This window comes from Microbacterium sp. LS_15, from assembly GCF_041954735.1.
In the GTDB taxonomy this organism is placed as follows: Bacteria; Actinomycetota; Actinomycetes; order Actinomycetales; family Microbacteriaceae; genus Microbacterium.
Genome location: NZ_JAVAYD010000001.1, coordinates 314,928 through 341,054, shown reverse-complemented (window position 1 = coordinate 341,054; position 26,127 = coordinate 314,928). Strand labels below are relative to the sequence as shown.

Sequence of the window (26,127 nt, the reverse complement as noted above, 5' to 3'; positions counted from 1 at the left end):
CGATGGTGACGCAGAGCCGGCGTATCGCGCGCGTGCTCCTCGAATCGCCGCTGCCGCAGCTCGACCGACTGTTCGACTACGCGATCCCCGACGAACTCGGCGAGGTCGGCACGGGCGTACGCGTGCGCGTGCCCCTGCGCACGGCGGGGCGAGTGGTCGACGCCTACGTCGTCGAGCTCGACATCGAGAACGACGCCGATAGGCCGCTGTCGGAGATCGAGAGCATCGTCTCCCCGGTGGCGGTGCTGCCCGATCGGCTCTACCGGCTGGCTCGACGCACGGCCGACCGCGCTGCGGGATCGGCATCCGACATCCTCCGCCTCGTCATCCCCAAACGGCAGGTGCGGGTCGAGAAGGCCTGGACGAACGACGCGCCGCCGATGCGGCCATCGGATACCGCGCGCGACGCGGCACGCGGTGTCATCGACGCCTATGACGGCCTGGGTGCCGTGCTCGAGCAGCGCGGTCGAGCTGCCGTCGAGGCGATCCCGCAGCAGCGCGAGGAAGAGCAGGGGTGGGCATCGCTGCTCGCGGCGGCGGCGACGACCGTGCTCGACGGGGGTGCGTCCAGCATCCTGATCGTGCCGGACCACCGCGATCTGGATCGCCTGCTCTCAGCCCTGGAGATTGTGGCGCCGGAGGGGTCCGTCGTCCGCTACGACTCCCGGCAGACGAATCCCGACCGGTACCGGGCGTTCCTCCGCTCGCTCGAAGACGCGCCGTGCATCGTCGTCGGCAACCGCTCTGCCGTCTACGCCCCGGTGCAGGCCGGCCTGGTGGCGGTCTGGGACGACGGCGACCCTCTTCTCGGCGAACCGCTCGCACCGTACGTGAACGCGCGAGACGCGGCGCTGCTCCGACAGGAGCAGGAGGGCTCCGCGCTGCTGTTCGTGGGCCACACCCGCACGACCGATGTCGAGCGGCTCGTGGCGCGGGGGTGGCTGCGGGACGTGCGGGCAGGCAGGCGAGTGCTGCCGAGGGTCATCCTCAGCACCCCGCAGGAGATGGAGCAGCCGACAGCCCAGCGCATGCCCTCGTCGGCGTTCCTCTCGGCGCGCAACGCGGCCGCCGAGGGACCGGTGCTCGTGCAGGTGTCGCGACCGGGCTTCGCCCCCTCCCTCGTGTGCGCCGAGTGCCGTGCCCCTGCTCGGTGCGCCCACTGCGGTGGACCGCTCGGCGCGAAGCACCGCGGCGCTGTGCCGGTCTGCGGCTGGTGCGGTCGCGGCGCGCGAGCCTGGACCTGCCCGGTGTGCTCGTCGACGACGCTGCGGCTCGCGTCGTCGGGGAGCGAGCGCACCGCGGACGAACTCGGTCGTGCGTTCCCCGGCATCCGGGTGATCGTCGCCGACAGTGCGCATCCCGTCGAGCGCGTGGCCGACAAGCCCGCGCTGGTCGTGGCCACGCGCGGGGCCGAGCCGATCGCCGAGGGCGGATACCGGGCGGTGGTGCTTCTCGACGGTCCGCGGATGCTGCAGGCTCCGGATCTCCGGATCGGTGAGGCCTGCCTGCGCTGGTGGTCGAACGCCGCCGCTCTCGCCGCGCCCGGCGCGCCCGTGCACCTCGTGGGGGTCGACGGGTCCGTCGCTCGCGCCCTCGCGACGTGGAACCAGGCGGCCTACGCCCGCGCGGAGCTCGCCGAGCGGGCGCCGCTGCACATGCCCCCTGCAGCGCGCGTCGCGCTCGTCGAGGGTTCGTCTGCGGCGGTCGGACGGGCGCTGAGCAGTCTCCGTGAGCTCTCCCTGCCCCCGGACGCCGTGCTCGGTCCCGTGCCGGTGGAGTCGGACGACGTGCCGCCCCGCGTGCGCGCCCTCGTGCGCTTCGACTACGGAGCCGGCACGAGAGTGGCGACGACGCTGCGCGCGGCGGTCGTCGCCGAGGCGGTCGCCGCGCGGCGCGGCAAGGGGCGCTCTTCTCGGGCCACACTCACGGTCCGCCTCGATATCCTCGATCCGGAGCTCTGATCGGTTCCGATCGTCCCGACCCCGGTTCCGCCCCGTTCCGCCCGCCTTCCCTCCGGAGCACCTTCATGCGACTCGTCTTCGCCGGCACACCGTCGGCCGCCGTACCCACCCTCCGGCGCCTGGCCGCCGAGCACGAGATCTTCGCGGTCGTCACGCGTCCCGACGCGCCTCTGGGCCGTAAGCGCGTCCTGACGCCTTCTGCTGTCGCGGCGGCCGCCGTCGAGCTCGGCCTGCCCGTGATCAAGGCAGCGCGACTCGACGACGAGGTCACCGCACGCATCTCGGCGCTGGAGCCCGAGCTCGGAGTCATCGTCGCCTACGGAGGACTCGTGCGCGAGCCGCTGCTGTCGACACCCGATCGCGGATGGATCAACCTCCACTTCTCGCTGCTGCCGCGTTGGCGGGGCGCGGCTCCGGTGCAGCGCGCGCTCATCGCCGGCGACGACAGACTGGGCGCCAGCGTCTTCCAGCTCGTCCCTGAGCTCGACGCCGGCGACGTCTTCGCCATGCGCGAGGCGGACATCCCGCGCGACGCGACGGCGGATGCCGCGCTCGAGGCGCTCGCGACGTTCGGCGCCGACCTCACGTCCGACGTGGTCGAGGGCATCGACGCGGGAACCCTCCACGCGGAGCCGCAGACCGGCGAGGCCACCCTGGCTCCGAAGCTCACACTCGACGACGGCGCCCTGGACTGGTCGCAGCCGGCGTCGCAGGTCTTCGCGCGGTACCGAGGCGTGACCCCGGAACCGGGCGCGCACACGATCGTGGGCGGTCAGCGGGTGAAGATTCTCGCCGCGACGATCGCGGCCGACGGCGACACCGCGTCGGGTGATCTCGCCCCAGGTGGGCTTGCGCCGGGGGAGATCGTCGCGACGAAGGCGGCGTTGCTCATCGGCACCGCCGATGCGCCGCTGGCCGTGACGCGTCTGCAACCCGCAGGCAAGGGGGCCATGAACGCCACGGACTGGTGGCGCGGACTGCGCGACACCGACGGATTGCGAGCAGGCGCATGAGTGAGCTGGGCGGAGCTGGTCGCCCGCGCAGTCCGCGGAAGGGACCGAGCGGCGGTAACGCGACGGGTTCGCGCGGCGCCCGGCAGCGCCCCTCCGAGCGGCGGGGCGACGTTCGAAGGCCCCAGCGCACGGTGCAGCCAGCCCGTCGTGTGGCCTACGAGGTGCTCAGGGCGGTCTCCGAGTCCGACGCGTATGCGAACCTCATGCTCCCGTCCGCGATCGCGGAGGCCGGTCTGACGCCGCAGGACGCCGCTCTGGCCACCGAGCTCGCCTACGGCACCCTGCGCCGTCGGGGGACGTACGACGCGATCATCAGCGCGGCCGCCGACAGGCCGTCCGCCGACATCGACCCGCCCGTGCTCGACGCGCTGCGCCTCGCGGCGCACCAGCTGCTCGCGACGCGGGTGGCCTCGCACGCGGCGGTGAACGAGTCGGTGAACCTGATCGCCGCCGGCCAGGGTCGCGGCCCCGCGGGCTTCGCCAACGCGGTGCTGCGCCGGATCGCCCGCGAGACGCCGGGGGAGTGGCAGACGCGCATCGAGGACGCCGCTCGATCGGACGACGAACGGCTCGCGCTGCGCACGGCGCATCCGGTCTGGGTCATCCGCGCGCTGCGACGTGCTCTCGCCGCCGAGGGACGGGCCGATGAGCTCGACGCACTGCTCGACGCCGACAACGTCTCCCCGGAGGTGACCCTCGTCGCGCTGCCCGGTCTCGCGGAGCCCGGCGAGCCACGACGGCCGTACGCACCCACGGCCTATGGTTCGCCCGGAGGAGACCCGTACCGGGTGCTCACCGAGTCCCGCGGCACCGTGCGCGTGCAGGACGAGGGGTCGCAGCTCGTCGCTCTCGCGCTGGCCGAGGCTGCTCCCATCCGTCCCGAGGAGCGGTGGCTCGACCTCTGCGCCGGTCCGGGCGGGAAGACGGCGCTCCTCGCGGCGGTGGCGCGCGAGCACGGCGTCGCTCTGGAGGCCAACGAGGTGGTGCCGGCTCGCGCGGGTCTCGTCCGCAAGGCCCTGCAGTCCGTCCCCGGCGACGTCGTCGTGCACGAGGAGGACGGACGCGTGTTCGCCGCGGAGCATCCCGCGTCGTTCGACCGCATCCTCGTCGACGCGCCGTGCACGGGCCTCGGCGCCCTCCGTCGGCGCCCGGAAGCCCGCTGGCGGAAGACACCGGCCGATGTCGCGGACCTCGTGCCGCTCCAGGTCGAGCTGCTCACCGCCGCGCTCGACGCGCTCGCCCCCGGTGGGATCGTCGCGTACGTCACGTGCTCGCCCCACCTCGCCGAGACCACGGGCGTGGTGCAGGAGGTCCTGCGCGGACGCGCCGACGTCGCCGAACTCGACGCCGGCGCGGTGCTCGCGCGCGTCGCCCGGTCTCCGATCGACCTGGCCTCGGACGGCACGGGCCGGGTACAGCTGTGGCCGCATCGCCACGGCACGGACGCCATGTTCCTCGCGCTCCTGCAGCGCACCGATCAGCAGACAGGCGGCGCCTCGGCCGCAGAAGGAGACGACACCCGTGGAACTGCCTGACGCCCCGCGCATCAATCCCAGCATCCTCGCCGCGGACTTCGTGAACATGCAGCGCGACCTCGCGGAGATCGCGTCGGCGGACTTCGCCCATGTCGACGTGATGGACAACCACTTCGTGCCGAATCTGACCTTCGGTCCGCAGATGGTGGAGCGCATTCAGGCGACGAGTCCGATCCCGCTCGACGTGCATCTCATGATCACCGATCCGGATCGGTGGGCGCCCGGGTACGCCGAGCTGGGCGCCGCGAGCGTGACGTTCCACCTCGAGGCCGCAGCGGATCCGATCTCCCTCGCCCGCCACCTGCGGAGCATCGGTGCGCGAGCGGGTGTGGCGATCAAGCCGGACACCCCTGCCGACGGCCTGTACCCCGTGCTCGACGAGTTCGACCAGATCCTCGTCATGACGGTCGAACCGGGGTTCGGCGGGCAGGGATTCATGGCCGAGACGATGCCGAAGCTCCGGGCGCTGGCCGACGAGGCGAAGCGACGGGGATCGTCCGTATGGCTGCAGGTCGACGGCGGCATCTCCGATTCCACGATCGAGCAGGCCGCTGCGGCCGGCGCCGACACGTTCGTCGCCGGATCGGCGGTCTACGGCGCGGATGACGTGGAGGCCGCCGTCACCCGGCTCAGGGACCGCGCGCGAGCCGCTAGCCTGGAATCGTGAAGACTTTCGACGAGCTGTTCGATGAGCTCAGCCACAAGGCGGAGACCCGTCCCGAGGGATCGGGCACCGTCGCGGAGCTCGACGGCGGCGTGCACACGATCGGCAAGAAGATCGTCGAAGAGGCCGCCGAGGTCTGGATGGCGTCGGAGTACGAGTCCGACGAGGCCGCGGCCGAGGAGATCTCGCAGCTGCTGTACCACGTGCAGGTGATGATGATCGCGAAGGGCCTGAGCCTGCAGGACGTCTACCGACATCTGTGATGCGCCCCGACCCCTCCACTCCGAACTGAAAGCCGTTCATGCTGCGCATCGCCGTTCCCAACAAGGGGTCTCTGTCCGAGACCGCCGCCGAGATGCTCGCGGAGGCCGGGTACGCCGGTCGCCGCGACACCAAGACCCTGCACGTGATCGACGCCGACAACGACGTCGAGTTCTTCTTCCTCCGCCCCAAGGACATCGCGACGTACGTCGGATCCGGTGCCATCGACGTGGGCATCACGGGGCGCGATCTGCTCCTCGACGCCCGCATGCCCGGCGCTCGTGAGATCGAGGCCCTCGGCTTCGCGGGGTCGACCTTCCGCTTCGCGGCGCCGGCCGGCCGGTACACCGACGTGGCGCAGCTCGACGGTCTGCGCATCGCGACGTCGTACCCGGGTCTCGTGGACTCGTTCCTCGACGAGCGGGGCATCGCGGTCGATCTCGTTCCGCTCGACGGCGCAGTGGAGTCCGCCGTGCAGCTCGGGGTGGCCGACGCCGTCGCCGACGTGGTGGAGACGGGCACGACGCTCCGCCAGGCGGGCCTCGACGTCTTCGGCCCGGTGATCCTCGAATCCGAGGCCGTGTTGATCGCAGGCCCCCACGATGCCGAGGGGTCCGAGACTCTGCTGCGCCGACTGCGCGGCGTCATGGTCGCACGCCGCTTCGTCATGATCGACTACGACCTGCCCGTCGCGCTGCTCGACGACGCCGTGAAGGTCGCCGGCGGCATCGAGTCGCCGACCGTGTCTCCGCTGCGCGATCCGGAGTGGGTCGCGGTGCGCGTCATGGTCGCGCGTTGGAGGGTCAACCCGGTCATGGACGAGCTGTACGCCCTCGGCGCACGAGCGATCCTCGTGACCGCGATCCACAACGCGAGGCTCTGATGACACTCGCGAGCCGGGTCATCCCGTGCCTCGACGTCGCGGCCGGCCGTGTGGTGAAGGGCGTGAACTTCGAGAACCTCCGAGACATGGGCGACCCCGTCGAGCTCGCCAGGCACTATGCGGCCCAGGGCGCGGACGAGATCACCTTCCTCGACGTGACCGCCACGGTCGACGCCCGCGCGACGACGTACGACGTGGTGCAGCGGACCGCCGAGCAGGTGTTCGTGCCGCTGACGGTCGGCGGGGGGGTGCGCTCGGTCGACGACGTGGCGCGTCTGCTCGCGGTCGGTGCCGACAAGATCGGCGTGAACTCGGCCGCGATCGCCCGACCCGACCTCGTGGGTGAGATCGCGGATCGGTTCGGCGCGCAGGTGCTCGTGCTGTCTCTCGACGTCAAACGCGGTGGCTCCACCCCGTCGGGATTCGTGGTGACCACGCACGGCGGACGGACGCAGACGACCCTCGACGCTCTGGAGTGGGCACGCGAGGCGGCTGAGCGCGGTGCCGGCGAACTGCTTGTGAACTCCATCGACGCCGACGGCACCCGCGACGGGTTCGACCTGGAACTCGTCGGCCTGATGCGCGAGGTGGCTGCGGTCCCCGTGATCGCTTCGGGCGGCGCCGGTGCGGTCGAGCACTTCCCACCCGCCATCAAGGCCGGCGCGGATGCCGTGCTCGCCGCCAGCGTGTTCCACACCGGCGCCCTGACGGTCGGAGAGGTGAAGGACGCGCTGCGCGCGGAGGGAGTGGTGGTCCGATGAGCTCGGTCGAGGAGCGGATATCCCAGGTCGTCTTCAATGACGACGGGCTCACGCCGGCGATCGTCCAGCAGTGGGACACCGGCGAGGTGCTCATGCTCGCGTGGATGGATGCCGAGGCGCTGCGCCGCACGCTCACCACCGGGCGCGCCGTGTACTGGTCGCGCTCGCGCCGTGAGTACTGGCGCAAGGGCGACACCTCCGGCAATACTCAGGTCGTGCGCGAGGCGCGACTGGACTGCGACGGAGACGCCATCCTCCTGCGTGTCGACCAGACGGGGCCCGCGTGCCATACCGGCACGCGCACCTGCTTCGACACGACCGACCTCGAAGCGGTCGACGGGGGCGCGAGCGCATGAGCCTGGCTCGTCGCGGCCGCTCGATCGCAGTGCTCGGCTTCCTCCTCGCGGGGGCCGTCGGCATCATCTCGTCGACACAGACCTGGCTGACGGTGGAACGGGCGGATGCCGGGGAGGCGATCCTCGTTCCCGGCGCGTCCGCGCTGCCGCTGCTCGCGCCGCTGAGCCTCGCCGTGCTGGCGCTCGGGCTCGCGATGTCGATCGTCGGCCCGGTACTCCGCCTCGTGTTCGGAGTGCTGGGCGCGGCCTCCGCCGTCTTCCTCGGCTGGACCACACTGCAGTTGTTCCTCTCCGATCCGCTCGCGGCCGTGGGGCCGACGGTGACGGAGACGACCGGTCTCGCAGGCAGCGCGGCGATCGCCGATGTCGTCGTCGGGATCGAACGGTCCGCATGGCCACCCATCGCTCTCATCGGGTGGGTCGTGCTGCTCGCCGCATCCCTGGTGGTGCTCGTCACGTGGCGTCGCTGGAAGACCGGCGGCCGCCGATTCCGCACCGATGCGCCGCACGCAGCCGAGACGGCGGGTCCCGTCGACGCGATCGATTCCTGGGACGACCTGTCGCGCGGAACCGATCCCACGCGCTGACCCCGATAGACTTGACCCGATCCCGCACGCCGTCCCCGGAGGAGAACATGACCAACCCGATCGCCGATCCCGGCCACGGACACTCGCCTGCCGCCTGGACGGCCGTGATCATCATGCTCTTCGGGTTCACGCTCGCGACGGTGGCGTTCTGCCTCGCCGAGTTCGCCGGGTTCTGGGTGCCGCTGATCTACGTCGGTGCCGTCATCATCCCGGTCGGCGCGCTGGTCGGCTGGCTGCTCGCCCGGGCCGGCTACGGCGTGAAGGGTCCCAAGTACTCCCCGAAGGGCCACTAGTGGTCCTCGCCGACCTCACGGCCGGCGCTGTCGCAGACGCCGAGCGTCGCGCACTCACCCGGCCGCTGGCCGATGTCGAGCGCGTCGCCCTCGCGCGCCCTGCGGCGAAGGATGCGCTGTCGTTCCTCGCTCCGGCGGAGCGGGTGAAGATCATCGCCGAGGTCAAGCGCGCGAGTCCGTCTCGCGGCGCCCTCGCCGAGATCCCCGACCCGGCGCTGCAGGCCTCGCTGTACGAGCTCGGGGGAGCATCCGCGATCAGCGTGCTCACCGAGGAGAGGCGCTTCGGCGGGAGTCTCGCCGATCTGGAGGCCGTGACCGCCCGCGTCGCCCTGCCGGTGCTGCGCAAGGATTTCATCGCGACCCGCTACCAGGTGCTCGAGGCCCGGGCTGCGGGCGCCGACCTCGTCCTGCTCATCGTGGCCGGCCTCGAGCCCGCCGTGCTGCGCGAGCTCTACGACTTCGTGCTCGAGCTCGGGATGACGCCGCTGGTCGAGACGCACTCGGCCGATGAACTCGACGTCGCGATCGATCTCGGAGCGCGCCTCATCGGTGTCAACGCCCGGGACCTGACGACCCTCGAGCTCGACAGGGATCTCTTCGGTCGCCTGGTCGAGCGCATCCCCGACTCCGCGGTGAAGATCGCCGAGTCGGCGGTGCTGACACCCGCTGACGTCACGCATTACCGTTCCGCGGGTGCCGACGTCGTCCTGATCGGTGAGGCCCTCGTGACGGGCGACCCGATCGCCACTCTCAAGAGCTTCCTGGAGGCGTGATGAGCCTGCGTGACCAGCACGGCCCGCTGTTCGGCGACTACGGCGGGCGCTACATGCCCGAGTCGCTGATCGCGGCCATCGACGAATTGACCGTCGCCTACGGCGAGGCGATCGCAGATCCGCAGTTCCGGTCGGAGCTGGCCTCTCTGCTGAGCTCGTACGCGGGTCGTCCGTCGCCTCTCACCGAGGTGGCCCGCTTCGCCGAGCACGCCGGCGGTGCGCGGGTCTTCCTCAAGCGCGAGGACCTCAACCACACCGGTTCCCACAAGATCAACAACGTGCTCGGTCAGGCCCTGCTCACGAAGCGCCTCGGCAAGACCCGCGTGATCGCCGAGACCGGTGCCGGTCAGCACGGCGTCGCCACCGCGACCGCCGCCGCCCTGTTCGGCCTCGACTGCACGATCTACATGGGCGAGGTCGACACCGAGCGCCAGGCGCTCAACGTCGCCCGCATGCGCCTGCTCGGCGCGGAGGTCGTGCCCGTGCGGTCCGGATCGCGCACGCTCAAGGACGCGATCAACGACGCGTACCGCGACTGGGTGGCGTCCGTCGAGACGACCAACTACATCTTCGGCACGGCAGCGGGCCCGCACCCGTTCCCCGCGATGGTGCGCGACTTCCAGAAGATCATCGGCGAAGAGGCGAGGCAGCAGCTCCTCGACGTCACCGGCCGTCTCCCCGACGCCGTGATCGCCTGCGTCGGCGGCGGATCCAACGCGATCGGCATGTTCGACGCCTTCCTCGACGACCCCGAGGTGAGGCTCTACGGCGTGGAGGCCGCAGGCGACGGGGTCGACACGCCCAAGCACGCCGCATCGATCGAGCGGGGGCGCCCCGGCATCCTGCACGGCGCCAAGACCTACGTCCTGCAGGACGAAGACGGGCAGACGGTCGAGTCCCACTCGATCTCCGCAGGCCTCGACTATCCGGGCGTCGGCCCGGAGCACGCCTGGCTGGCCGACCTCGGTCGCGCCGAGTACATCCCGGCGACCGACGACGAGGCGATGCAGGCGCTGCGCCTGCTCAGCCGCACAGAGGGGATCATCCCCGCGGTCGAGTCCGCGCACGCCCTCGCGGGTGCGCTCCGCCTCGGGCGGGAGATGGGCCCGGATGCCGTGCTGGCCATCTGCCTGTCCGGCCGGGGGGACAAGGACATGGACACGGCCGCACGCTACTTCGACCTCTACGACCGAGCGGCCCTCGAGCACGACGTCGAGCAGGAGAGCGCGGCGGAGGCCGCAGCGTCCAAGGGGGAGCCCGAGCTATGAGTCGCGTCGAACAGGCCATCGAGGCTGCGCACGCGGCGGGCCGCAGCGCGTTCGTCGGCTACCTCCCCGTCGGCTTCCCGGATCTCGACACGAGCATCCGAGCGGCCATCGCCCTCGCCGAGAACGGCGTCGACATCATCGAGCTCGGCCCGCCCTACAGCGATCCGGTCATGGACGGCGCCATCATCCAGGAAGCCACCACCGCGGCGCTCGCGAACGGCTTCAAGATGAAAGACCTGTTCACCGCTGTGCGAGCGATCACCGAGGCGACCGACGTCCCCGTGCTCGTGATGACGTATTGGAACCCCGTATTCCAGTACGGAGTGGACCGTTACGCCGACGACCTGCTCGCGGCCGGCGGCGCGGGGCTCATCACGCCCGACATCACGCCCGACGTCGCAGGGGAGTGGATCGCGGCGAGCGACCGCACCGGCCTCGACCGCGTGTTCCTCGCCGCCCCGACCTCGTCCGACGAGCGCCTCTCGCTCGTCGTCGCGTCCTCGACCGGGTTCGTCTACACCGTGTCGACCATGGGCATCACCGGCGAACGGGCGGAGCTCGACCGGGCAGCACGCACGCTCGTCGACCGTCTGCGCGCGGCCGGAGCCAGCCGGGCGTGCGTCGGCATCGGCATCTCCACCGCCGAGCAGATCGCCGGCGTCTCCGAGTACGCCGACGGCGCCATCGTCGGCACGGCACTCGTCCGCGCCCTCCGCGACGGGGGCGTCCCCGCTCTCGCCGAGGTCACCCGCACCCTGGCCGCCGGGACCGTCTCGGCACGCCCCGTACACGAGAACTAGAATCGCACTCATGTCCCACGCGCTTCACAGCACCTTCAGCGGCGTGCTCGCCAGCATCCCCAGTCCGCCCGTCTCGTACTTCGACGTGGGACCACTGCGCATCCACTTCTATGCGCTGTGCATCATCGCCGGCATCATCGCCGCCGTGTTCCTCACGAACCGCCGTCTCACGCGTCGCGGTGCGGAGCCGTGGGTCGTCATCGACATCTCCATCCTCGCCGTGCCGCTCGCCATCGTCGGCGCGCGCATCTTCCACGTGCTCACCCACCCCGGCTTCTACTTCGGCGAGGGCAAGAACACCTGGAACCCCTTCGAGCCGGGCTCCGTGTGGGCGATCTGGGAGGGCGGCATCGCGATCTTCGGCGCCCTCATCGGCGGCGCGATCGGCGCGTACCTCGGATGCCGGTGGACCGGCATCCGCTTCTGGACCTTCGCCGACGCCCTCGCACCCGGACTGCTGCTCGCCCAGGCCATGGGACGCTTCGGCAACTGGTTCAACCACGAGCTGTTCGGTCTCCCGACAGATCTCCCGTGGGGTCTCGAGATCGAGTCGGACAACTCCGCCTTCCCCCCTGGCCTCCCGGAGGGAACGCTCTTCCACCCGACGTTCCTGTACGAGGTCATCTGGAACCTCCTCGGCGTCGTCGTCCTGCTGTGGCTGAGCCGCAAGGCCACCAGCCTCCAGTGGGGCCGCCTGTTCGCGATCTACCTCATCTGGTACAGCGCCGGCCGCGTCGTGTGGGAGTCGATCCGCATCGACCCGAGCGAGATCATCCTCGGGCTGCGCAGCAACGTCTGGGCCGCGATCATCGGCATCGTCGTCGGTCTCGCGATCCTCGGCGTCCAGTCGCGGCGTCACCTCGGCCTGGAGCCCTCTCCGTACCAGCCGGGCCGCGGGCGGAAGGATCTGGACGCTGATGTAGACTCGCAGGACAATCCCTCCGACTTCGTGGACCTGAGTGAGCCTCCGTCCGAAGAAGTCGCCGCAGGAGCCAGCGCCACAAGCACCGCTCCCACGGACACGGAAGGCGCCCGATAGCCGACCGGTCCGTGCGGACCCCATCGCATCAGCCCGGCCAATGACGTCCCCGGGTCATCCGTAGATCTGAGGACGGTTCAGGTGTATTTTCAGCCTCCCCATGGCGCCTCCGGCGCCTACCCCCCGAAGCAGGGCATGTACAACCCGGCGTTCGAGAAGGACGCGTGCGGCCTCGCCATGGTCGCGACCCTGCGCGGTGAGGCGGGCCACGACATCATCGCGCTCGCCCTGGAGGCGCTGCGCAACCTCGAGCACCGCGGAGCCATCGGCTCCGACGCCGGGACCGGCGACGGCGCCGGCATCCTGACCCAGATGCCCGACGCGTTCCTGCGTGCCGTGACCGACTTCGAGCTGCCGCCGGTGGGAGAGTACGCCGCCGGTCTGGCCTTCCTGCCGCGCGACTCGAGCGTCCGCCGCGAGCAGAAGGCGGGCATCGAGAAGATCGCCAGGTCCGAGGGGCTCCGCGTGCTCGGCTGGCGCGAGGTCCCCACCGCCAACGAGCACCTCGGCAAGCTCGCCGATGAGGCCCGCCCGGCGTTCGAGCAGCTGTTCGTCAGCGCCGGCGGCGCATCGCACTCCGACGCGCCGCTCACGGGCATCGCTCTCGACCGGGTCGCCTACCGTCTGCGCAAGCGCGCGGGTCACGAGCTCGGCGCCTACTTCGTCACGCTCTCGGCCCGCACGCTCGGGTACAAGGGCATGGTCACGACGCTGCAGCTGGAGCCGTTCTACCCCGACCTGCAGGACGAGCGGTTCATGTCGGAGCTCGCCGTCGTGCACTCGCGCTACTCGACGAACACGTTCCCGTCGTGGCCGCTCGCGCAGCCGCTGCGCATGCTCGCGCACAACGGCGAGATCAACACCGTCGGCGGCAACCGCAACTGGATGCGCGCTCGTCAGTCGCAGCTGGAGTCCGAGCTGCTCGGCGATGTCTCGCCCCTGCTGCCCATCTGCACCGACGGCGCGAGCGACTCCGCGTCCTTCGACGAGGTGCTCGAGCTCCTGACCCTCACCGGTCGGAGCCTGCCCCACGCGATCATGATGATGGTGCCGGAGGCCTACGAGAAGCAGTCGGACATCTCGCCCGAGCTGCGTGCCTTCTACGAGTACCACTCCAACCAGATGGAGCCCTGGGACGGCCCCGCCGCCCTCATCTTCACCGACGGCACGCTCATCGGAGCGACCCTCGACCGCAACGGACTGCGCCCTGGGCGCTGGACCGAGACGACCGACGGTCTGATCGTCATCGGCTCCGAGACCGGAGTGCTCACCTTCGAGCCCGAGCGCATCAAGCGCCGCGGACGCCTGCAGCCCGGCAAGATGTTCCTCGTCGACACCGCGCAGCAGCGCATCATCGAGGACGAGGAGATCAAGCATGACCTCGCCACGATGCACCCGTGGCAGGAATGGCTGGATGCCGGAGCCGTCCGCCTCGCCGACCTTCCGGAGCGGGAGCACATCGTGCATCCGCCGGCATCGATCACCCGTCGCCAGCGCACCTTCGGCTACACGGAGGAAGAGGTCCGCATCCTCCTCACCCCGATGGGTCAGCACGGCGTCGAGCCGCTGGGCGCGATGGGATCCGACACGCCGATCGCGGTGCTGAGCAAGCGTCCGCGTCTGCTCTTCGACTACTTCACGCAGCAGTTCGCGCAGGTGACCAACCCGCCGCTCGACTCGATCCGCGAAGAGGTCGTCACGAGCCTCAAGCTCGGTCTCGGCCCCGAGAGCAACCTGCTCAGCTGGGGTCCCGACCACACGCGTACGGTGTCGCTCGACTTCCCGGTCATCGACAACGACGAGCTCGCGAAGATCCGCCACATCGACAAGGCGCTGCCCGACCGCTCGAGCGTGACGATCAAGGGCCTGTACCACTTCGACGTCGGTTCCAACACGCTCGAGAAGCGTCTCACCGAGATGTGCGACGAGGTCGACGAGGCGATCGCGAGCGGCGCGGAGTTCATCATCCTGTCCGACCGCGATTCGAACAAGGATCTCACGCCGATCCCGTCGCTCCTCATGGTCTCGGCGGTGCACCACCACCTGATCCGCCGCGAGAACCGCATGAAGGTCGGTCTGATCGTCGAAGCCGGTGACGTGCGCGAGGTCCACCACGTGGCCACCCTCATCGGCTATGGCGCCTCGGCCATCAACCCCTATCTCGCGATGGAGACGGTCGAGCACCTCGTCCGCACCGGATACATCACCGGCATCAGCCCCGAGAAGGCCGTCAAGAACCTCATCTACGCGCTCGGCAAGGGCGTGCTGAAGATCATGTCGAAGATGGGCATCTCGACCGTGTCGTCGTACGCCGGCGCGCAGGTCTTCGAGGCGGTCGGGCTGAGCGAGGAGTTCATCGACAAGTACTTCACGCGCACGGAGTCGAAGCTCGGCGGAATCGGCATCGAGGAGATCTTCGCCGAGAACCAGGCCCGTCACGATTACGCCTATCCCGAGGATGCCGCGGCTCGCGCCCACGAGCGGCTCTGGAGCGGCGGCGAGTACCAGTGGCGTCGCGACGGCTCGCCGCACCTCTTCAACCCGGAGACGGTGTTCAAGCTGCAGCACTCCACGCGTGAGCGTCGGTACGACATCTTCCGTCAGTACACCAAGCTCGTCGACGATCAGGCCGCCGAGCTGAAGACGTTGCGCGGTCTGTTCGCCCTGCGCACCGGCACACGCAAGCCGGTGCCGATCGACGAGGTCGAGCCCGTCTCGGCGATCGTCAAGCGCTTCTCGACCGGAGCGATGAGCTACGGCTCGATCTCCAAGGAAGCCCACGAGACCCTCGCGATCGCGATGAACCGCCTCGGCGGCAAGTCGAACACGGGTGAGGGCGGCGAAGACGTCGACCGGCTCATGGATCCCGAGCGCCGCAGCGCGATCAAGCAGGTCGCCTCCGGACGCTTCGGCGTCACGAGCCTCTACCTCACCGAGGCCGACGACATCCAGATCAAGCTCGCACAGGGCGCCAAGCCCGGTGAAGGCGGACAGCTGCCGCCGCAGAAGGTGTATCCGTGGGTGGCTCGCACCCGCGGCGGGACGCCGGGCGTCGGGCTCATCTCCCCGCCCCCTCACCATGACATCTACTCGATCGAAGACCTCAAGCAGCTGATCTTCGACCTGAAGCGGGCCAACCCCGAGGCGCGCATCCACACCAAGCTCGTGAGCCAGTCCGGCATCGGCGCGGTGTCGGCGGGCGTGGCGAAGGCGCTCAGCGACGTCATCCTCGTCTCGGGGCACGACGGAGGGACGGGCGCGAGCCCGATGAACTCGCTCAAGCACGCGGGAACCCCCTGGGAGCTCGGCCTGGCGGAGACGCAGCAGACGCTCATGCTGAACGGCATGCGCGACCGCGTGGTCGTGCAGGTCGACGGGCAGCTGAAGACCGGTCGCGACGTCGTCATCGGCGCTCTACTGGGCGCCGAGGAGTTCGGTTTCGCGACGGCCCCGCTCGTCGTGAGCGGCTGCATCATGATGCGCGTGTGCCACCTCGACACCTGCCCCGTGGGCGTCGCGACGCAGAACCCCGTGCTGCGCGAGCGGTTCACCGGCAAGCCCGAGTTCGTCGTGAACTTCATGGAGTTCATCGCCGAAGAGGTGCGCGAGATCCTCGCCGAGCTCGGCTTCCGCTCGCTCGACGAGATCATCGGACGCGCCGAACTGCTCGAGGTCGACGCGGCCGTCGAGCACTGGAAGGCGGAGGGCCTCGACCTGAGCCCGGTGCTCGAGGGCCCGGCGTTCCCTGCGAGCGAGCCCCGCCGCAGCCGCCGCACGCAGGATCACGAGCTCGACAAGCACTTCGACGTACAGCTGATCGATATCGCGGGACCCGCCCTACTGAACGGCGAGCCCGTGGTGGCCGAACTGCCTATCGCGAACACCGAGCGCGCGGTCGGCACGATGCTCGGCCACCAGGTCACGTCCCGCCACGGCGCCGACGGACTGCCGCGCGGAACGATCGACGTCACGCTGCACGGCACGGCCGGTCAGTCCCTCGGAGCATTCCTGCCGTCGGGTATCGTGCTCCGTCTCGAGGGAGACGCGAACGACTATGTCGGCAAGGGCCTCTCCGGCGGCGACATCACGATCCGCCCGCCTCGCGGGTCGAGGATCGCACCGCACGAGAACGTGATCGCGGGCAACGTCATCGGCTACGGCGCCACCGCAGGGACCATGTTCCTGTCCGGTGTCGTCGGCGAGCGGTTCCTGGTGCGCAACTCCGGTGCGACGGCCGTCGTCGAGGGCGTGGGAGACCACGCCCTCGAGTACATGACGGGCGGCGTCGCGGTGATCCTCGGCACGACGGGTCGGAACCTCGGTGCCGGCATGTCCGGGGGAGTGGCGTACGTCCGATCGCTCGACACCGGCAAGATCAACGCGCAGTCCCTCGGCAGCGGCGAGCTGTTGCTCGAGCCCCTCGACCGGGCCGATCTCGAGGTGCTGCGCAGCCTGATCGCCGAGCACGTGGAGCGCACGGCATCGCCCCTCGGCTCCGACATCCTGGCGCGGTTCGAGGAGATCGCCGGCCAGTTCACGAAGGTGCTCCCGCGCGACTACGCCGCGGTGCGGAGCATGCGCGAGGAAGCAGTCGCCGAGGGCATCGACCCTGACGGCGACGTCGTCTGGAACCGGATCCTGGAGGTGACCGGTGGCTGATCCCAAGGGTTTTCTGAAGGTCACGGAGCGCGAGGTGCCCGCGCGGCGCCCCGTCCCCGTGCGCATCATGGACTGGAAAGAGGTCTATGAGGCGGGCGATCAGGCGGTGCTCAAGCGCCAGGCCGGCCGCTGCATGGACTGCGGCGTGCCGTTCTGCCATCAGGGCTGCCCGCTCGGCAACCTGATCCCGGAGTGGAACGACCTCACGTGGCGCGGCGAGGGTCGCGCGGCCATCGATCGCCTGCACGCGACGAACAACTTCCCGGAGTTCACGGGCCGTCTCTGCCCTGCGCCCTGCGAGAGCTCCTGCGTGCTGGGGATCAACCAGCCCGCGGTGACGATCAAGCAGATCGAGGTCTCGATCATCGACGAGGCCTTCGCCAAGGGCTGGGTCGAGCCGCAGCCGCCCGCGCGCCTCACCGGCAAGACGGTCGCCGTCGTCGGATCGGGCCCCGCGGGGCTCGCCGCTGCGCAGCAGCTCACCCGCGCCGGACACACGGTCGCGGTCTTCGAGCGCGACGACCGCATCGGCGGACTGCTCCGCTACGGCATCCCCGACTTCAAGATGGAGAAGGGACAGCTGGAGGCCCGTCTGCGTCAGATGCAGGAGGAGGGCACCCGCTTCCGCGCCGGCGTCGAGATCGGCAAGGACATCTCGTGGGCCGACCTGCGGGCGCGCTACGACGCGGTCGTGATCGCCACCGGCGCGACGGTTCCCCGCGACCTGGCGATCCCCGGACGCGACCTCGACGGCGTGCACTTCGCCATGGAGTACCTCGTCGAGTCCAATCACGCGGTCGCCGGCGACAAGGTCCCCGAACAGATCACGGCCGAGGGCAAGCACGTCATCGTCATCGGCGGCGGTGACACCGGTGCGGACTGCATCGGCACCGCGCACCGGCAGGGCGCCCTCAGCGTGACGAACCTCGCGATCGGCGTGCAGCCGGGCACGGAGCGCCCCGCGCACCAGCCGTGGCCCATGATGCCGACGATCTTCGAGGTGTCGTCCGCGCACGAGGAGGGCGGTGAGCGCGTGTTCCTCGCGTCGACCGTCGAGTTCCTCGCGAACGAGGTCGGCGAGGTCCGCGCGCTGCGAGTGGCCGAGACGGAGTACGTCGACGGTCGTCGCGTACCCAAGAGCGGCACCGAGCGCGAGATCCCCGCGGACCTGGTGCTCATCGCCATGGGCTTCACCGGGCCCGAGCAGGACGGCTACACCGACGACACCCGCCCGCAGCTGACCGACCGGGGAGCGTTCCAGCGCGACGAGGGCTACGAGTCCAGCATCCCCGGCGTGTTCGTCGCCGGCGATGCGGGTCGTGGCCAGTCGCTCATCGTGTGGGCGATCGCCGAGGGCCGTGCGGCCGCGGCGAACGTCGACCGCTTCCTGATGGGCGAGACCGTGCTGCCGGAGCCGGTGGGCCCGCATCAGGTCGCGATCGGTCTCGCTCACGCGTAGGCTGAGCCAGGCACCGTCGCCCGATTTTTATCCCCCTTCCCCCTGGAGAATCTGTTGAGACGCGCGAAAATCGTCGCCACCCTGGGCCCCGCAACTTCCACCTATGAGACCGTGCGTGCACTCATCGACGCCGGCGTGGACGTCGCCCGCCTGAACCTCAGCCACGGCGACTACTCCGTGCACGAGAACAACTACGCCAACGTGCGTCGTGCCGCGGAGGACGCCGGTCGTGCCGTCGCGATCCTCGTCGACCTGCAGGGTCCGAAGATCCGTCTCGGCCGCTTCGAGGACGGCCCCTACGAGCTCGCGGTGGGCGACACGTTCAAGATCACCACCGAGGACATCATCGGGAACCGCGAGATCTGCGGCACGACCTTCAAGGGTCTGCCGCAGGACGTGAAGCCCGGAGACTTCCTGCTCATCGACGACGGCAAGGTCCGGGTCGAGGTCGTCGACACCGACGGTGTCACCGTCACGACCCGTGTCGTGGTCGCCGGAGCGGTCTCGAACAACAAGGGCATCAACCTGCCCGGCGTCGCGGTCAACGTCCCCGCGCTCAGCGAGAAGGACGAGGACGACCTTCGTTGGGGCCTGCGCACCGGCGCCGACCTCATCGCCCTGTCGTTCGTGCGCAACGCCGCCGATGTCACGCGAGTGCACGAGATCATGGCGGAGGAGGGCGTCCGCGTCCCCGTCATCGCCAAGGTCGAGAAGCCGCAGGCGGTCGACGCGCTCGAGGAGATCGTGGACGCGTTCGACGCCATCATGGTCGCCCGTGGCGACCTGGGCGTCGAGCTTCCCCTCGAGGCGGTGCCGATCGTGCAGAAGCGCGCCGTCGAGCTCGCCCGCCGCATGGCCAAGCCGGTCATCGTCGCGACGCAGATGCTCGAGTCGATGATCAACAGCCCCGTGCCCACGCGTGCCGAGACCTCCGACGTCGCGAACGCCGTGCTCGACGGCGCGGATGCCGTGATGCTCTCGGGCGAGACCAGTGTCGGCGACTACCCTGTCGTCGTCGTCGAGACCATGGCTCGCATCATCGAGTCCACCGAGGAGCACGGTCTCGAGCGCATCGCTCCGCTCACGGCCAAGCCCCGCACGCAGGGTGGTGCGATCACGCTCGCGGCCCTCGAGGTCGCGGAGTTCGTCGACGCCAAGTTCCTGTGCGTCTTCACGCAGTCGGGTGACTCGGCTCGTCGCCTGTCGCGGCTGCGCTCGCGCATCCCGATGCTCGCCTTCACGCCCGAACCCGACATCCGCCGCCGCATGGCGCTCACCTGGGGCATCCAGTCGACGCTCGTCGACATGGTGCAGCACACCGACCTCATGTACCTGCAGGTCGACGACTACCTCCTCTCGCACGGCCTCGCCGAAGAGGGCGACAAGGTCGTCGTGATCTCCGGATCCCCTCCCGGGATCGTCGGGTCGACCAACGACATCCGCGTGCACAAGGTCGGAGACGCCGTCAACGGCGCCGCTCCGATCTACAAGGAAGCCACGGTCTGACCGCATCGATCGGTCGAGGAGGGGCGGGACTTCGGCCCCGCCCCTCCGTCGTCCCTGCACGCAGAGGTCCGTTGTCAAGGCTTCGCAGCCCGAGGCGGGCATGGCTAGCGTGAAGGGTATGAGCACAGCCCGCCAACGGATCGTCATCGGCGGCCAGGCGCTCCGCTGGGAGGCGTGCGGCCCCGCGTCCGAGCGGACGTACGTCCTCGTCCACGGCATCGGCATGTCGCATCGGTACTTCGCGCCCTTGCGCGACGCGCTCCGTCGCAGCGGACGTGTGGTCACGGTGGACCTCCCCGGTTTCGGTGGCCTTCCGATGCCGCACGACGACCTCGACGTGCCGGCGGTGGGGCGGATCCTCGCCGGCGCGCTCCGTGCTCTCGACCTGCGCCGGGTCGTGCTCGTCGGGCATTCGATGGGCGTGCAGTGGGCGCTGGAGGCAGCACGGGCAGATCCTACGCGCGTGGAGAGCCTCGTCCTGATCGGCCCGGTGGTCGACGCGGCGCACCGCACGCTCCTCGCGCAAGCCGTCGCCCTGGCCGTCGACACCGTTCGAGAGGCCCCGGCCCCCAACGCCCTCGTCTTCTCCGACTATCTGCGCTGCGGACCCCGCTGGTACCTCACGCAGGCCCGCCACATGACGTCGTACGACACAGAGGCGGCGATCGCCCGAGCGACGCAGCCGACGCTGCTGGTACGCGGAGACCGGGACCCCGTCGCGGGAGAGCAGTGGGTGCGGCGATTGCGCGCCGCCGCGGGTGAGGCCGAGCTCGTCGAGATCGCCGACCAGCCGCACAACGTGCAGTACACCGCTGCGCGGGAGGTCGCGGACGCCATCGAGCGCTTCGCTGGGCCCCTGGGCGGGCTCGTCGCGCCCGAGAGGCCCGTCGAGCGGAGGTCGACATCGACGCGCTGAAGCGGCTGGCATGGTGGATCGCCGACTACGCGTACGCGGTGGTCTGGCAGGTGCGCGCCGCCCTCGACCGCACCGATCCGCGCGGTTTCACCGACGGCTCAGGGGTGCCGATCGTGATCCTGCCCGGCGTCTACGAGACGTGGCGCTTCATGCAGCCGATGATCGCCGCCCTGCACGGGAGAGGACACCCCGTCCACGTGCTCGACGCGTGGAGGCACAACAGGCGACCCGTGGCCGACGCCGCCGAGATCCTGACCCGATTCCTGGAGGACAACGCGATGACCGACGTCGTCCTGGTCGCGCACAGCAAGGGGGGACTGGCGGGGAAGACGGCGATGACCGGTCGTGCGGGTTCGCGGATCCGCGGGATGGTCGCCGTCTCGACGCCCTTCCGCGGTTCCCGCTACGCGCGGTGGATGCCGGTGCGCGGCCTCCGCGCGCTCGCGCCCACTCACCCGTCGATCCTCGCGCTCGCACGTCATCTCGACGTGGACTCGCGGATCGTCTCGGTCTATCCCCGGTTCGACCCGCACATCCCCGAGGGGAGCGAGCTCGTCGGCGCGCTCCGGAACGTGCGGCTCGACACCGGTGGGCACTTCCGGGTGCTGGCGGATCCGCGCGTGATCGCGGAGATCGCTGCCATGGCTGAACGCTGATAGGCGTCGGTCACCGGCAGGTCGAGGTCGGCGGATTCCCTGCACTGACCGCGCCTCGACAGCCGAGCGGCCCTCGCGACGAGGGAGAGGGGTCGAGCGCATGACGTCACGTCGGGCGACCCCGCACCGGGTGTGAGCGACATGTGGTGCCGGCGGTGGGACTCGAACCCACACGCCCTCTCGGACAAAGCATTTTGAGTGCTCCGCGTCTGCCATTCCGCCACGCCGGCTCGTGTGTCGCGTCTACGACTGTATCGCAGCCCGCCTGCACAGACGTGCGACCTTCGGGGTCGCTCGGGTGACTCTCCACTAGGATGGAGGGCGTGACAGAGCAAGAACAGCCTGAGCAGCCCACGGCATCCGCCCCCCGACGCGTCGTCGTCGCCGAGGACGAGTCGCTGATCCGTCTCGACATCGTCGAGATCCTCCGCGACAACGGCTTCGATGTCGTCGGCGAGGCCGGAGACGGTGAGACGGCCGTGGCTCTCGCCACCGAGCTGCGCCCCGACCTCGTCATCATGGACGTGAAGATGCCCCAGCTCGACGGCATCAGCGCTGCCGAGAAGCTGCACAAGGGCAACATCGCCCCAGTGGTCCTGCTCACCGCCTTCAGCCAGAAGGAACTCGTGGAGCGCGCGAGCGAGGCCGGCGCTCTCGCGTACGTCGTGAAGCCGTTCACCCCGAACGACCTGCTTCCCGCCATCGAGATCGCTCTCGCTCGTCACGAGCAGATCATCACGCTCGAGGCCGAGGTCGCCGACATGGTCGAGCGCTTCGAGACGCGCAAGCTCGTCGATCGGGCGAAGGGTCTCCTGAACGAGAAGATGGGTCTCTCCGAGCCCGAGGCCTTCCGGTGGATCCAGAAGGCCTCGATGGATCGTCGCCTCACGATGCAGGATGTCGCGAAGGCGATCATCGAGCAGCTCGCTCCGAAGAAGTAGACGGTGCTCCGGCTCGACGCGGACCACGTCCTGCGTCTCGTCCAGCCGGGGGACGGTGCGGCTCTCGCGCGCGCGTACACGGCGAATCGAGACCATCTCGCAGCCTGGGAGCCGGTGCGCAGCGATGAGTTCTACACAGCGGCGTGGCAGGAACAGCAGGTCGACCAGTGCGTCGCCGATGCCGACTCCGGGCGCGGCTACCGTTTCGTGATCCTCTCCGACGACGGCGAGATCCGCGGACGGATGAACCTCAACAACGTCGTACGAGGTGCTTTCCGCAGCGCCGACGTCGGCTATTGGGTCGATGCCTCTCGGCTGCGGCGCGGCCTCGGCGGTCACGGCGTCTCCGCACTCGTCCGGTTCGCTGAGCGGGATCTGTCGCTGCATCGGCTGCAGGCGGCCACCCTGCTCGACAACACGGCGTCTCAGCGCGTGCTCACCCGGGCGGGGTTCACGGTGATCGGGATGGCACCGCAGTACCTGCACATCGCGGGGGAGTGGAGAGATCACCGTCTCTTCCAGCGGATCCTTGCCTGAAGACCCTTTCTCCACAGACCGTCATCGCGGGACCCCGCGCCTCGTTCGAGGTCGCGGAGCGGCCGGAGTGCGCCGGTGTCAGGCCGGCGCGTCCTTGATCATATTGGTGATCCGGATGGTGGAGCACCGACGTCCTTGATCATCGGTGACGACGATCTCGTGCACCGTGATGCTGCGCCCGAGGTGCACCGGAGTGCAGACCCCGGTGACCACACCGGACGTCGCCGATCGCGTGTGGGTGGCATTGATGTCGACTCCGACTGCGAGGCGGCCGGGACCCGCATGCAGATTCGCGGCCATCGACCCCAGCGACTCCCCGAGCACCACGTAGGCGCCGCCGTGCATCAGGCCGACGGGCTGGGTGTTGCCCTCGACCGGCATCGTCGCGACGCAGCGCTGCGTGCTGAACTCGAGGAACTCCATCCCCATCTTCTCGGCGAGGGCCCCCATGCCCCGAGCGGACGCCCAGTCGAGTCCCTGACTGGTCGCGGTGCTCTCGCTCATGGATCCTCCTCAGCGGGTGTCTGTCGTCCTCGTTAGGCTGACAGGGTGACGGACTCCGCAAAGCCTACCCTCATGGTCGTTGACGGCCACTCGCTCGCCTATCGCGCCTTCTTCGCCCTCCCGGTCGACAACTTCACCACCAAGGACAACCAGCACACGAACGCCATCTACGGCTTCCTCTCGATGCTGGTGAACCTCATCAAGGCCGAGCAGCCCACGCATCTGGCCATCGCCTTCGACACCTCGCGCCACTCCTTCCGCACCGACGAGTATCCGGAGTACAAGGCGACCCGTTCCGAGACGCCGCAGGAGTTCCGCGGGCAGATCCCGCTGCTGCAGGACTGCCTCGCCGCGATGTCGATCCCCGTGCTCACGAAAGAGGGGATCGAGGCCGACGACATCCTCGCGACGCTGTCCACGCAGGGAGCGGAGCAGGGGTACGAGGTGCTGGTCGTGTCCGGCGACCGCGACACCATCCAGCTCGTCAACGACGAGATCACATTGCTCTACCCGAACGTGCAGGGTGTCTCGCAGCTCAAGCGGTACGACCCGACCACCGTCCAGGAGCGCTACGGCGTGCGCCCGGAGCAGTATCCCGACATCGCCGCGCTCGTCGGCGAGACGAGCGACAACCTCCCCGGTGTTCCGAAGGTGGGCGAGAAGACGGCGGTCAAGTGGCTCACGCAGTTCGGATCGCTCGACGAGCTGCTCGACCGAGCGGACGAGATCAAGGGCGTCGTCGGCGGAAACCTGCGCGAGCACATCGAGGACGTCCGTCGAAACCGCAAGCTGAATCGACTGCTCCGTGATGTGGAGCTCCCGGTCGCCCCTGCCGACCTCGCTGTGGCACCGATCGATGCTCAGGCCGTGCGCGACATCTTCGCCCGCCTCGAGTTCCGTACCCTGCTGCCGCGGGTGTTCGAGGCCGTCGGCGCGGGCGAGGTCGCCGACGACCCCGCGACCGTCGTCGAGCTGCCCACTCCCGTCGAGGCGACTCCTGCGGAGTTCCTGTCGTGGGTCGAGTCCCCGGACGAAGTGGCGCTGCGCCTCGTGATCCAGAACGGGACCCCGACGCGCATCGGCGCGGCGACCGAGTCCGAGCTGCGCGAACTGGACTGGACCGACGATGCGGCAGCAGCGCTGCGCGACTGGCTCGAGTCCGGCCGCCCGAAGATCCTGCACGACGCCAAGCCGCAGGTGAAGGCCCTCCTGCGCCTCGGCATCCGCCTCTCCGGTCTCGCCTACGACACGAGCCTCGCCGGATGGCTGCTGCGTCCGAGCTTCCCCGACAAGACCCTCGGCGACCTCGTCGAGCGGTACCTGGGGGAGAAGTTGCCGGAAGCGGACCCCACGCAGCTCGTCCCGGAGACCGAGGGCGCGACACCGTCGCAGGAGGCATGGTTCGCACTGCGTGTCGCAGCTGCCCTGCGCGACGACATCCCGGAATCGGTCGCGACCGTGCTCACCGACATCGAGCTCCCGACACTGCTGACGCTCGCCGACATGGAGGTCGCAGGTGTCGCGGTCTCGCACGAGGTGCTGTCGACCTTCTCCTCCGAGCTCGCCACCCGCGCAGACGGTATCGCGCAGGAGGCATTCGGGATCGTCGGGCGCGAGTTCAATCTCGGCTCTCCGAAGCAGCTCCAGGAGGTGCTCTTCGACGACCTGCAGCTTCCGAAGACTCGCAAGACGAAGACCGGGTATTCGACGGATGCCGCGGTCCTCGCCGACCTGCAGGAATCCCATCCGCACCCCTTCCTCGGTCTGCTGCTGCAGCACCGCGAGGCGACCAAGCTCCGTCAGATCATCGAATCGCTCGACGTGGCGATCGGGTCAGACCAGCGGGTGCGCACGACCTACGTACAGACGGGCAGCCAGACCGGCCGTCTGTCGAGCACCGATCCGAATCTCCAGAACATCCCCGTCCGTACGGAGGAGTCGCGCCGCATCCGCAGCGCCTTCCAGGTCGGCGAGGGCTACGAGGCACTTCTCACCGCTGACTACTCGCAGATCGAGATGCGCATCATGGCGCACCTGTCCGGTGACGAAGGGCTCATCGAGGCGTTCAACAGCGGAGAGGACCTGCATCGATTCGTCGGCGCGCGCGTGTTCGGTGTCGATCCCGCCGACGTCACGGCTGCCATGCGCACGAAGGTCAAGGCCATGTCCTACGGACTCGTCTACGGTCTCTCGGCGTTCGGTCTGTCGAAGCAGCTGCGCATCGAGCAGTCCGAGGCCAAGCAGCTGATGGTCGAATACTTCGCCCGGTTCGGCGCGGTGCGCGATTACCTCAGGGCGTCGGTTCTGGCCGCGCGCGAGGTCGGGTACACCGAGACGATCTTCGGCAGGCGACGCCCGTTCCCGGACCTGGCCTCACCCAACCGGGTGCTGCGCGAGAACGCAGAGCGTGCGGCGCTCAACGCGCCGATCCAGGGGAGCGCGGCCGACATCATGAAGATCGCGCTCTTCCACATCCACGACGATCTGCGCGCCGAAGGGCTCACATCCCGCGTGCTGCTCCAGATCCACGACGAACTCGTCGTGGAGGTCGCGCCGGGTGAGTGGGATGCTGCGGAGCGCATCGTCCGACAGCGCATGGGCGACGCCGCAGACCTGACGGTCCCGCTCGACGTACAGGTCGGTCGCGGCCAGGACTGGAATGAGGCTGCGCACTGACGAGGCTGCGCACTGACGAGGCTGCGCACGGACGAGCGAGCGCGCTGACGCGCGAGCGCCTGACGGGTGGGTGGTGCGG

The 26,127-nt window shown here is 69.7% G+C and carries 23 protein-coding genes and 1 tRNA gene; 22 read left to right on the top strand and 2 right to left on the bottom strand.

Annotation, left to right across the window (positions count from 1 at the left end):
- The first annotated feature begins 2 nt into the window (after nt 1–2).
- The 19 genes from RAC69_RS01685 (at nt 3) to RAC69_RS01595 (ending at nt 21,390) form a co-directional block, all read left to right on the top strand.
- On the top strand, nt 3–1,961 hold the full coding sequence (locus RAC69_RS01685; RefSeq protein WP_375084692.1) for a primosomal protein N': 1,959 nt from the start codon (nt 3–5) through the stop codon (nt 1,959–1,961).
- A 65-nt stretch (nt 1,962–2,026) separates the two neighbouring features.
- On the top strand, nt 2,027–2,974 hold the full coding sequence (gene fmt, locus RAC69_RS01680) for a methionyl-tRNA formyltransferase (protein ID WP_375084691.1): 948 nt from the start codon (nt 2,027–2,029) through the stop codon (nt 2,972–2,974).
- Nucleotides 2,975–3,105: 131 nt separating this feature from the next.
- Nucleotides 3,106–4,509, top strand: coding sequence for an RsmB/NOP family class I SAM-dependent RNA methyltransferase (locus tag RAC69_RS01675; RefSeq protein ID WP_375084690.1), 1,404 nt, complete (start codon nt 3,106–3,108; stop codon nt 4,507–4,509).
- Complete coding sequence (gene rpe, locus RAC69_RS01670; protein WP_375084689.1) at nt 4,496–5,176, top strand: ribulose-phosphate 3-epimerase; 681 nt, start codon at nt 4,496–4,498, stop codon at nt 5,174–5,176. The genes RAC69_RS01675 and rpe overlap by 14 nt, the downstream gene beginning before the upstream one ends.
- Nucleotides 5,173–5,436 carry a phosphoribosyl-ATP diphosphatase gene (locus RAC69_RS01665; RefSeq protein ID WP_375084687.1) on the top strand — a complete coding sequence of 88 codons (264 nt, stop codon included), beginning with the start codon at nt 5,173–5,175 and terminating at the stop codon, nt 5,434–5,436. Before rpe ends, RAC69_RS01665 begins: the two co-directional genes overlap by 4 nt.
- 38 nt (nt 5,437–5,474) lie before the next feature.
- Complete coding sequence (gene hisG, locus RAC69_RS01660) at nt 5,475–6,317, top strand: ATP phosphoribosyltransferase (protein WP_375084686.1); 843 nt, start codon at nt 5,475–5,477, stop codon at nt 6,315–6,317.
- The gene (gene hisF / locus RAC69_RS01655; protein WP_375084684.1) at nt 6,317–7,078 is read left to right on the top strand and encodes an imidazole glycerol phosphate synthase subunit HisF; all 762 of its coding nucleotides are present in this window, start codon (nt 6,317–6,319) and stop codon (nt 7,076–7,078) included. Before hisG ends, hisF begins: the two co-directional genes overlap by 1 nt.
- On the top strand, nt 7,075–7,434 hold the full coding sequence (hisI, locus tag RAC69_RS01650) for a phosphoribosyl-AMP cyclohydrolase (RefSeq protein ID WP_375084682.1): 360 nt from the start codon (nt 7,075–7,077) through the stop codon (nt 7,432–7,434). The genes hisF and hisI overlap by 4 nt, the downstream gene beginning before the upstream one ends.
- Nucleotides 7,431–8,021 (top strand): Trp biosynthesis-associated membrane protein, encoded by a 591-nt coding sequence (locus tag RAC69_RS01645; protein ID WP_375084681.1) that lies wholly within the window; start codon nt 7,431–7,433, stop codon nt 8,019–8,021. Before hisI ends, RAC69_RS01645 begins: the two co-directional genes overlap by 4 nt.
- 47 nt (nt 8,022–8,068) lie before the next feature.
- Complete coding sequence (locus tag RAC69_RS01640) at nt 8,069–8,314, top strand: HGxxPAAW family protein (RefSeq protein ID WP_341934436.1); 246 nt, start codon at nt 8,069–8,071, stop codon at nt 8,312–8,314.
- Nucleotides 8,314–9,087, top strand: a complete 774-nt coding sequence (gene trpC / locus RAC69_RS01635) for an indole-3-glycerol phosphate synthase TrpC (protein WP_341934437.1) — start codon at nt 8,314–8,316, stop codon at nt 9,085–9,087. The genes RAC69_RS01640 and trpC overlap by 1 nt, the downstream gene beginning before the upstream one ends.
- Nucleotides 9,087–10,355 (top strand): tryptophan synthase subunit beta, encoded by a 1,269-nt coding sequence (trpB, locus tag RAC69_RS01630; RefSeq protein WP_375084679.1) that lies wholly within the window; start codon nt 9,087–9,089, stop codon nt 10,353–10,355. Before trpC ends, trpB begins: the two co-directional genes overlap by 1 nt.
- Complete coding sequence (gene trpA, locus RAC69_RS01625; protein ID WP_375084677.1) at nt 10,352–11,155, top strand: tryptophan synthase subunit alpha; 804 nt, start codon at nt 10,352–10,354, stop codon at nt 11,153–11,155. Before trpB ends, trpA begins: the two co-directional genes overlap by 4 nt.
- Before the next feature lie 10 nt (nt 11,156–11,165).
- Entirely contained in the window at nt 11,166–12,194 is a 1,029-nt protein-coding gene (gene lgt, locus RAC69_RS01620; protein WP_375084675.1) for a prolipoprotein diacylglyceryl transferase, read from the top strand.
- Between the two features lie 135 nt (nt 12,195–12,329).
- Nucleotides 12,330–16,853 carry a glutamate synthase large subunit gene (gene gltB / locus RAC69_RS01615; RefSeq protein ID WP_375085294.1) on the top strand — a complete coding sequence of 1,508 codons (4,524 nt, stop codon included), beginning with the start codon at nt 12,330–12,332 and terminating at the stop codon, nt 16,851–16,853.
- Entirely contained in the window at nt 16,846–18,312 is a 1,467-nt protein-coding gene (locus tag RAC69_RS01610; RefSeq protein WP_341934441.1) for a glutamate synthase subunit beta, read from the top strand. The genes gltB and RAC69_RS01610 overlap by 8 nt, the downstream gene beginning before the upstream one ends.
- 54 nt (nt 18,313–18,366) lie before the next feature.
- Nucleotides 18,367–19,818: a pyruvate kinase gene (pyk, locus tag RAC69_RS01605; protein ID WP_341934442.1), complete on the top strand. Its 1,452-nt coding sequence runs from the start codon at nt 18,367–18,369 to the stop codon at nt 19,816–19,818.
- A 118-nt stretch (nt 19,819–19,936) separates the two neighbouring features.
- Nucleotides 19,937–20,734 carry an alpha/beta fold hydrolase gene (locus RAC69_RS01600; RefSeq protein ID WP_375084672.1) on the top strand — a complete coding sequence of 266 codons (798 nt, stop codon included), beginning with the start codon at nt 19,937–19,939 and terminating at the stop codon, nt 20,732–20,734.
- Nucleotides 20,735–20,772: 38 nt separating this feature from the next.
- Complete coding sequence (locus RAC69_RS01595; RefSeq protein WP_341934444.1) at nt 20,773–21,390, top strand: serine aminopeptidase domain-containing protein; 618 nt, start codon at nt 20,773–20,775, stop codon at nt 21,388–21,390.
- Nucleotides 21,391–21,534: 144 nt separating this feature from the next.
- Here the strand turns inward: RAC69_RS01595 and RAC69_RS01590 are convergent.
- Nucleotides 21,535–21,620, bottom strand: a tRNA-Leu gene (locus RAC69_RS01590).
- Nucleotides 21,621–21,704: 84 nt separating this feature from the next.
- Between RAC69_RS01590 and RAC69_RS01585 the strand changes: the two genes are divergently transcribed.
- Entirely contained in the window at nt 21,705–22,331 is a 627-nt protein-coding gene (locus tag RAC69_RS01585; RefSeq protein WP_341934446.1) for a response regulator, read from the top strand.
- A 3-nt stretch (nt 22,332–22,334) separates the two neighbouring features.
- Complete coding sequence (locus tag RAC69_RS01580; protein WP_375084670.1) at nt 22,335–22,868, top strand: GNAT family N-acetyltransferase; 534 nt, start codon at nt 22,335–22,337, stop codon at nt 22,866–22,868.
- 78 nt (nt 22,869–22,946) lie between these two features.
- Here RAC69_RS01580 and RAC69_RS01575 read toward each other — a convergent pair whose 3' ends face one another.
- The gene (locus RAC69_RS01575) at nt 22,947–23,372 is read right to left on the bottom strand and encodes a hotdog fold thioesterase (protein WP_341934449.1); all 426 of its coding nucleotides are present in this window, start codon (nt 23,370–23,372) and stop codon (nt 22,947–22,949) included.
- Nucleotides 23,373–23,417: 45 nt separating this feature from the next.
- Here RAC69_RS01575 and polA point away from each other — a divergent pair, with 45 nt between their 5' ends.
- Complete coding sequence (gene polA, locus RAC69_RS01570) at nt 23,418–26,048, top strand: DNA polymerase I (protein ID WP_375084667.1); 2,631 nt, start codon at nt 23,418–23,420, stop codon at nt 26,046–26,048.
- Nucleotides 26,049–26,127 lie beyond the last annotated feature (79 nt).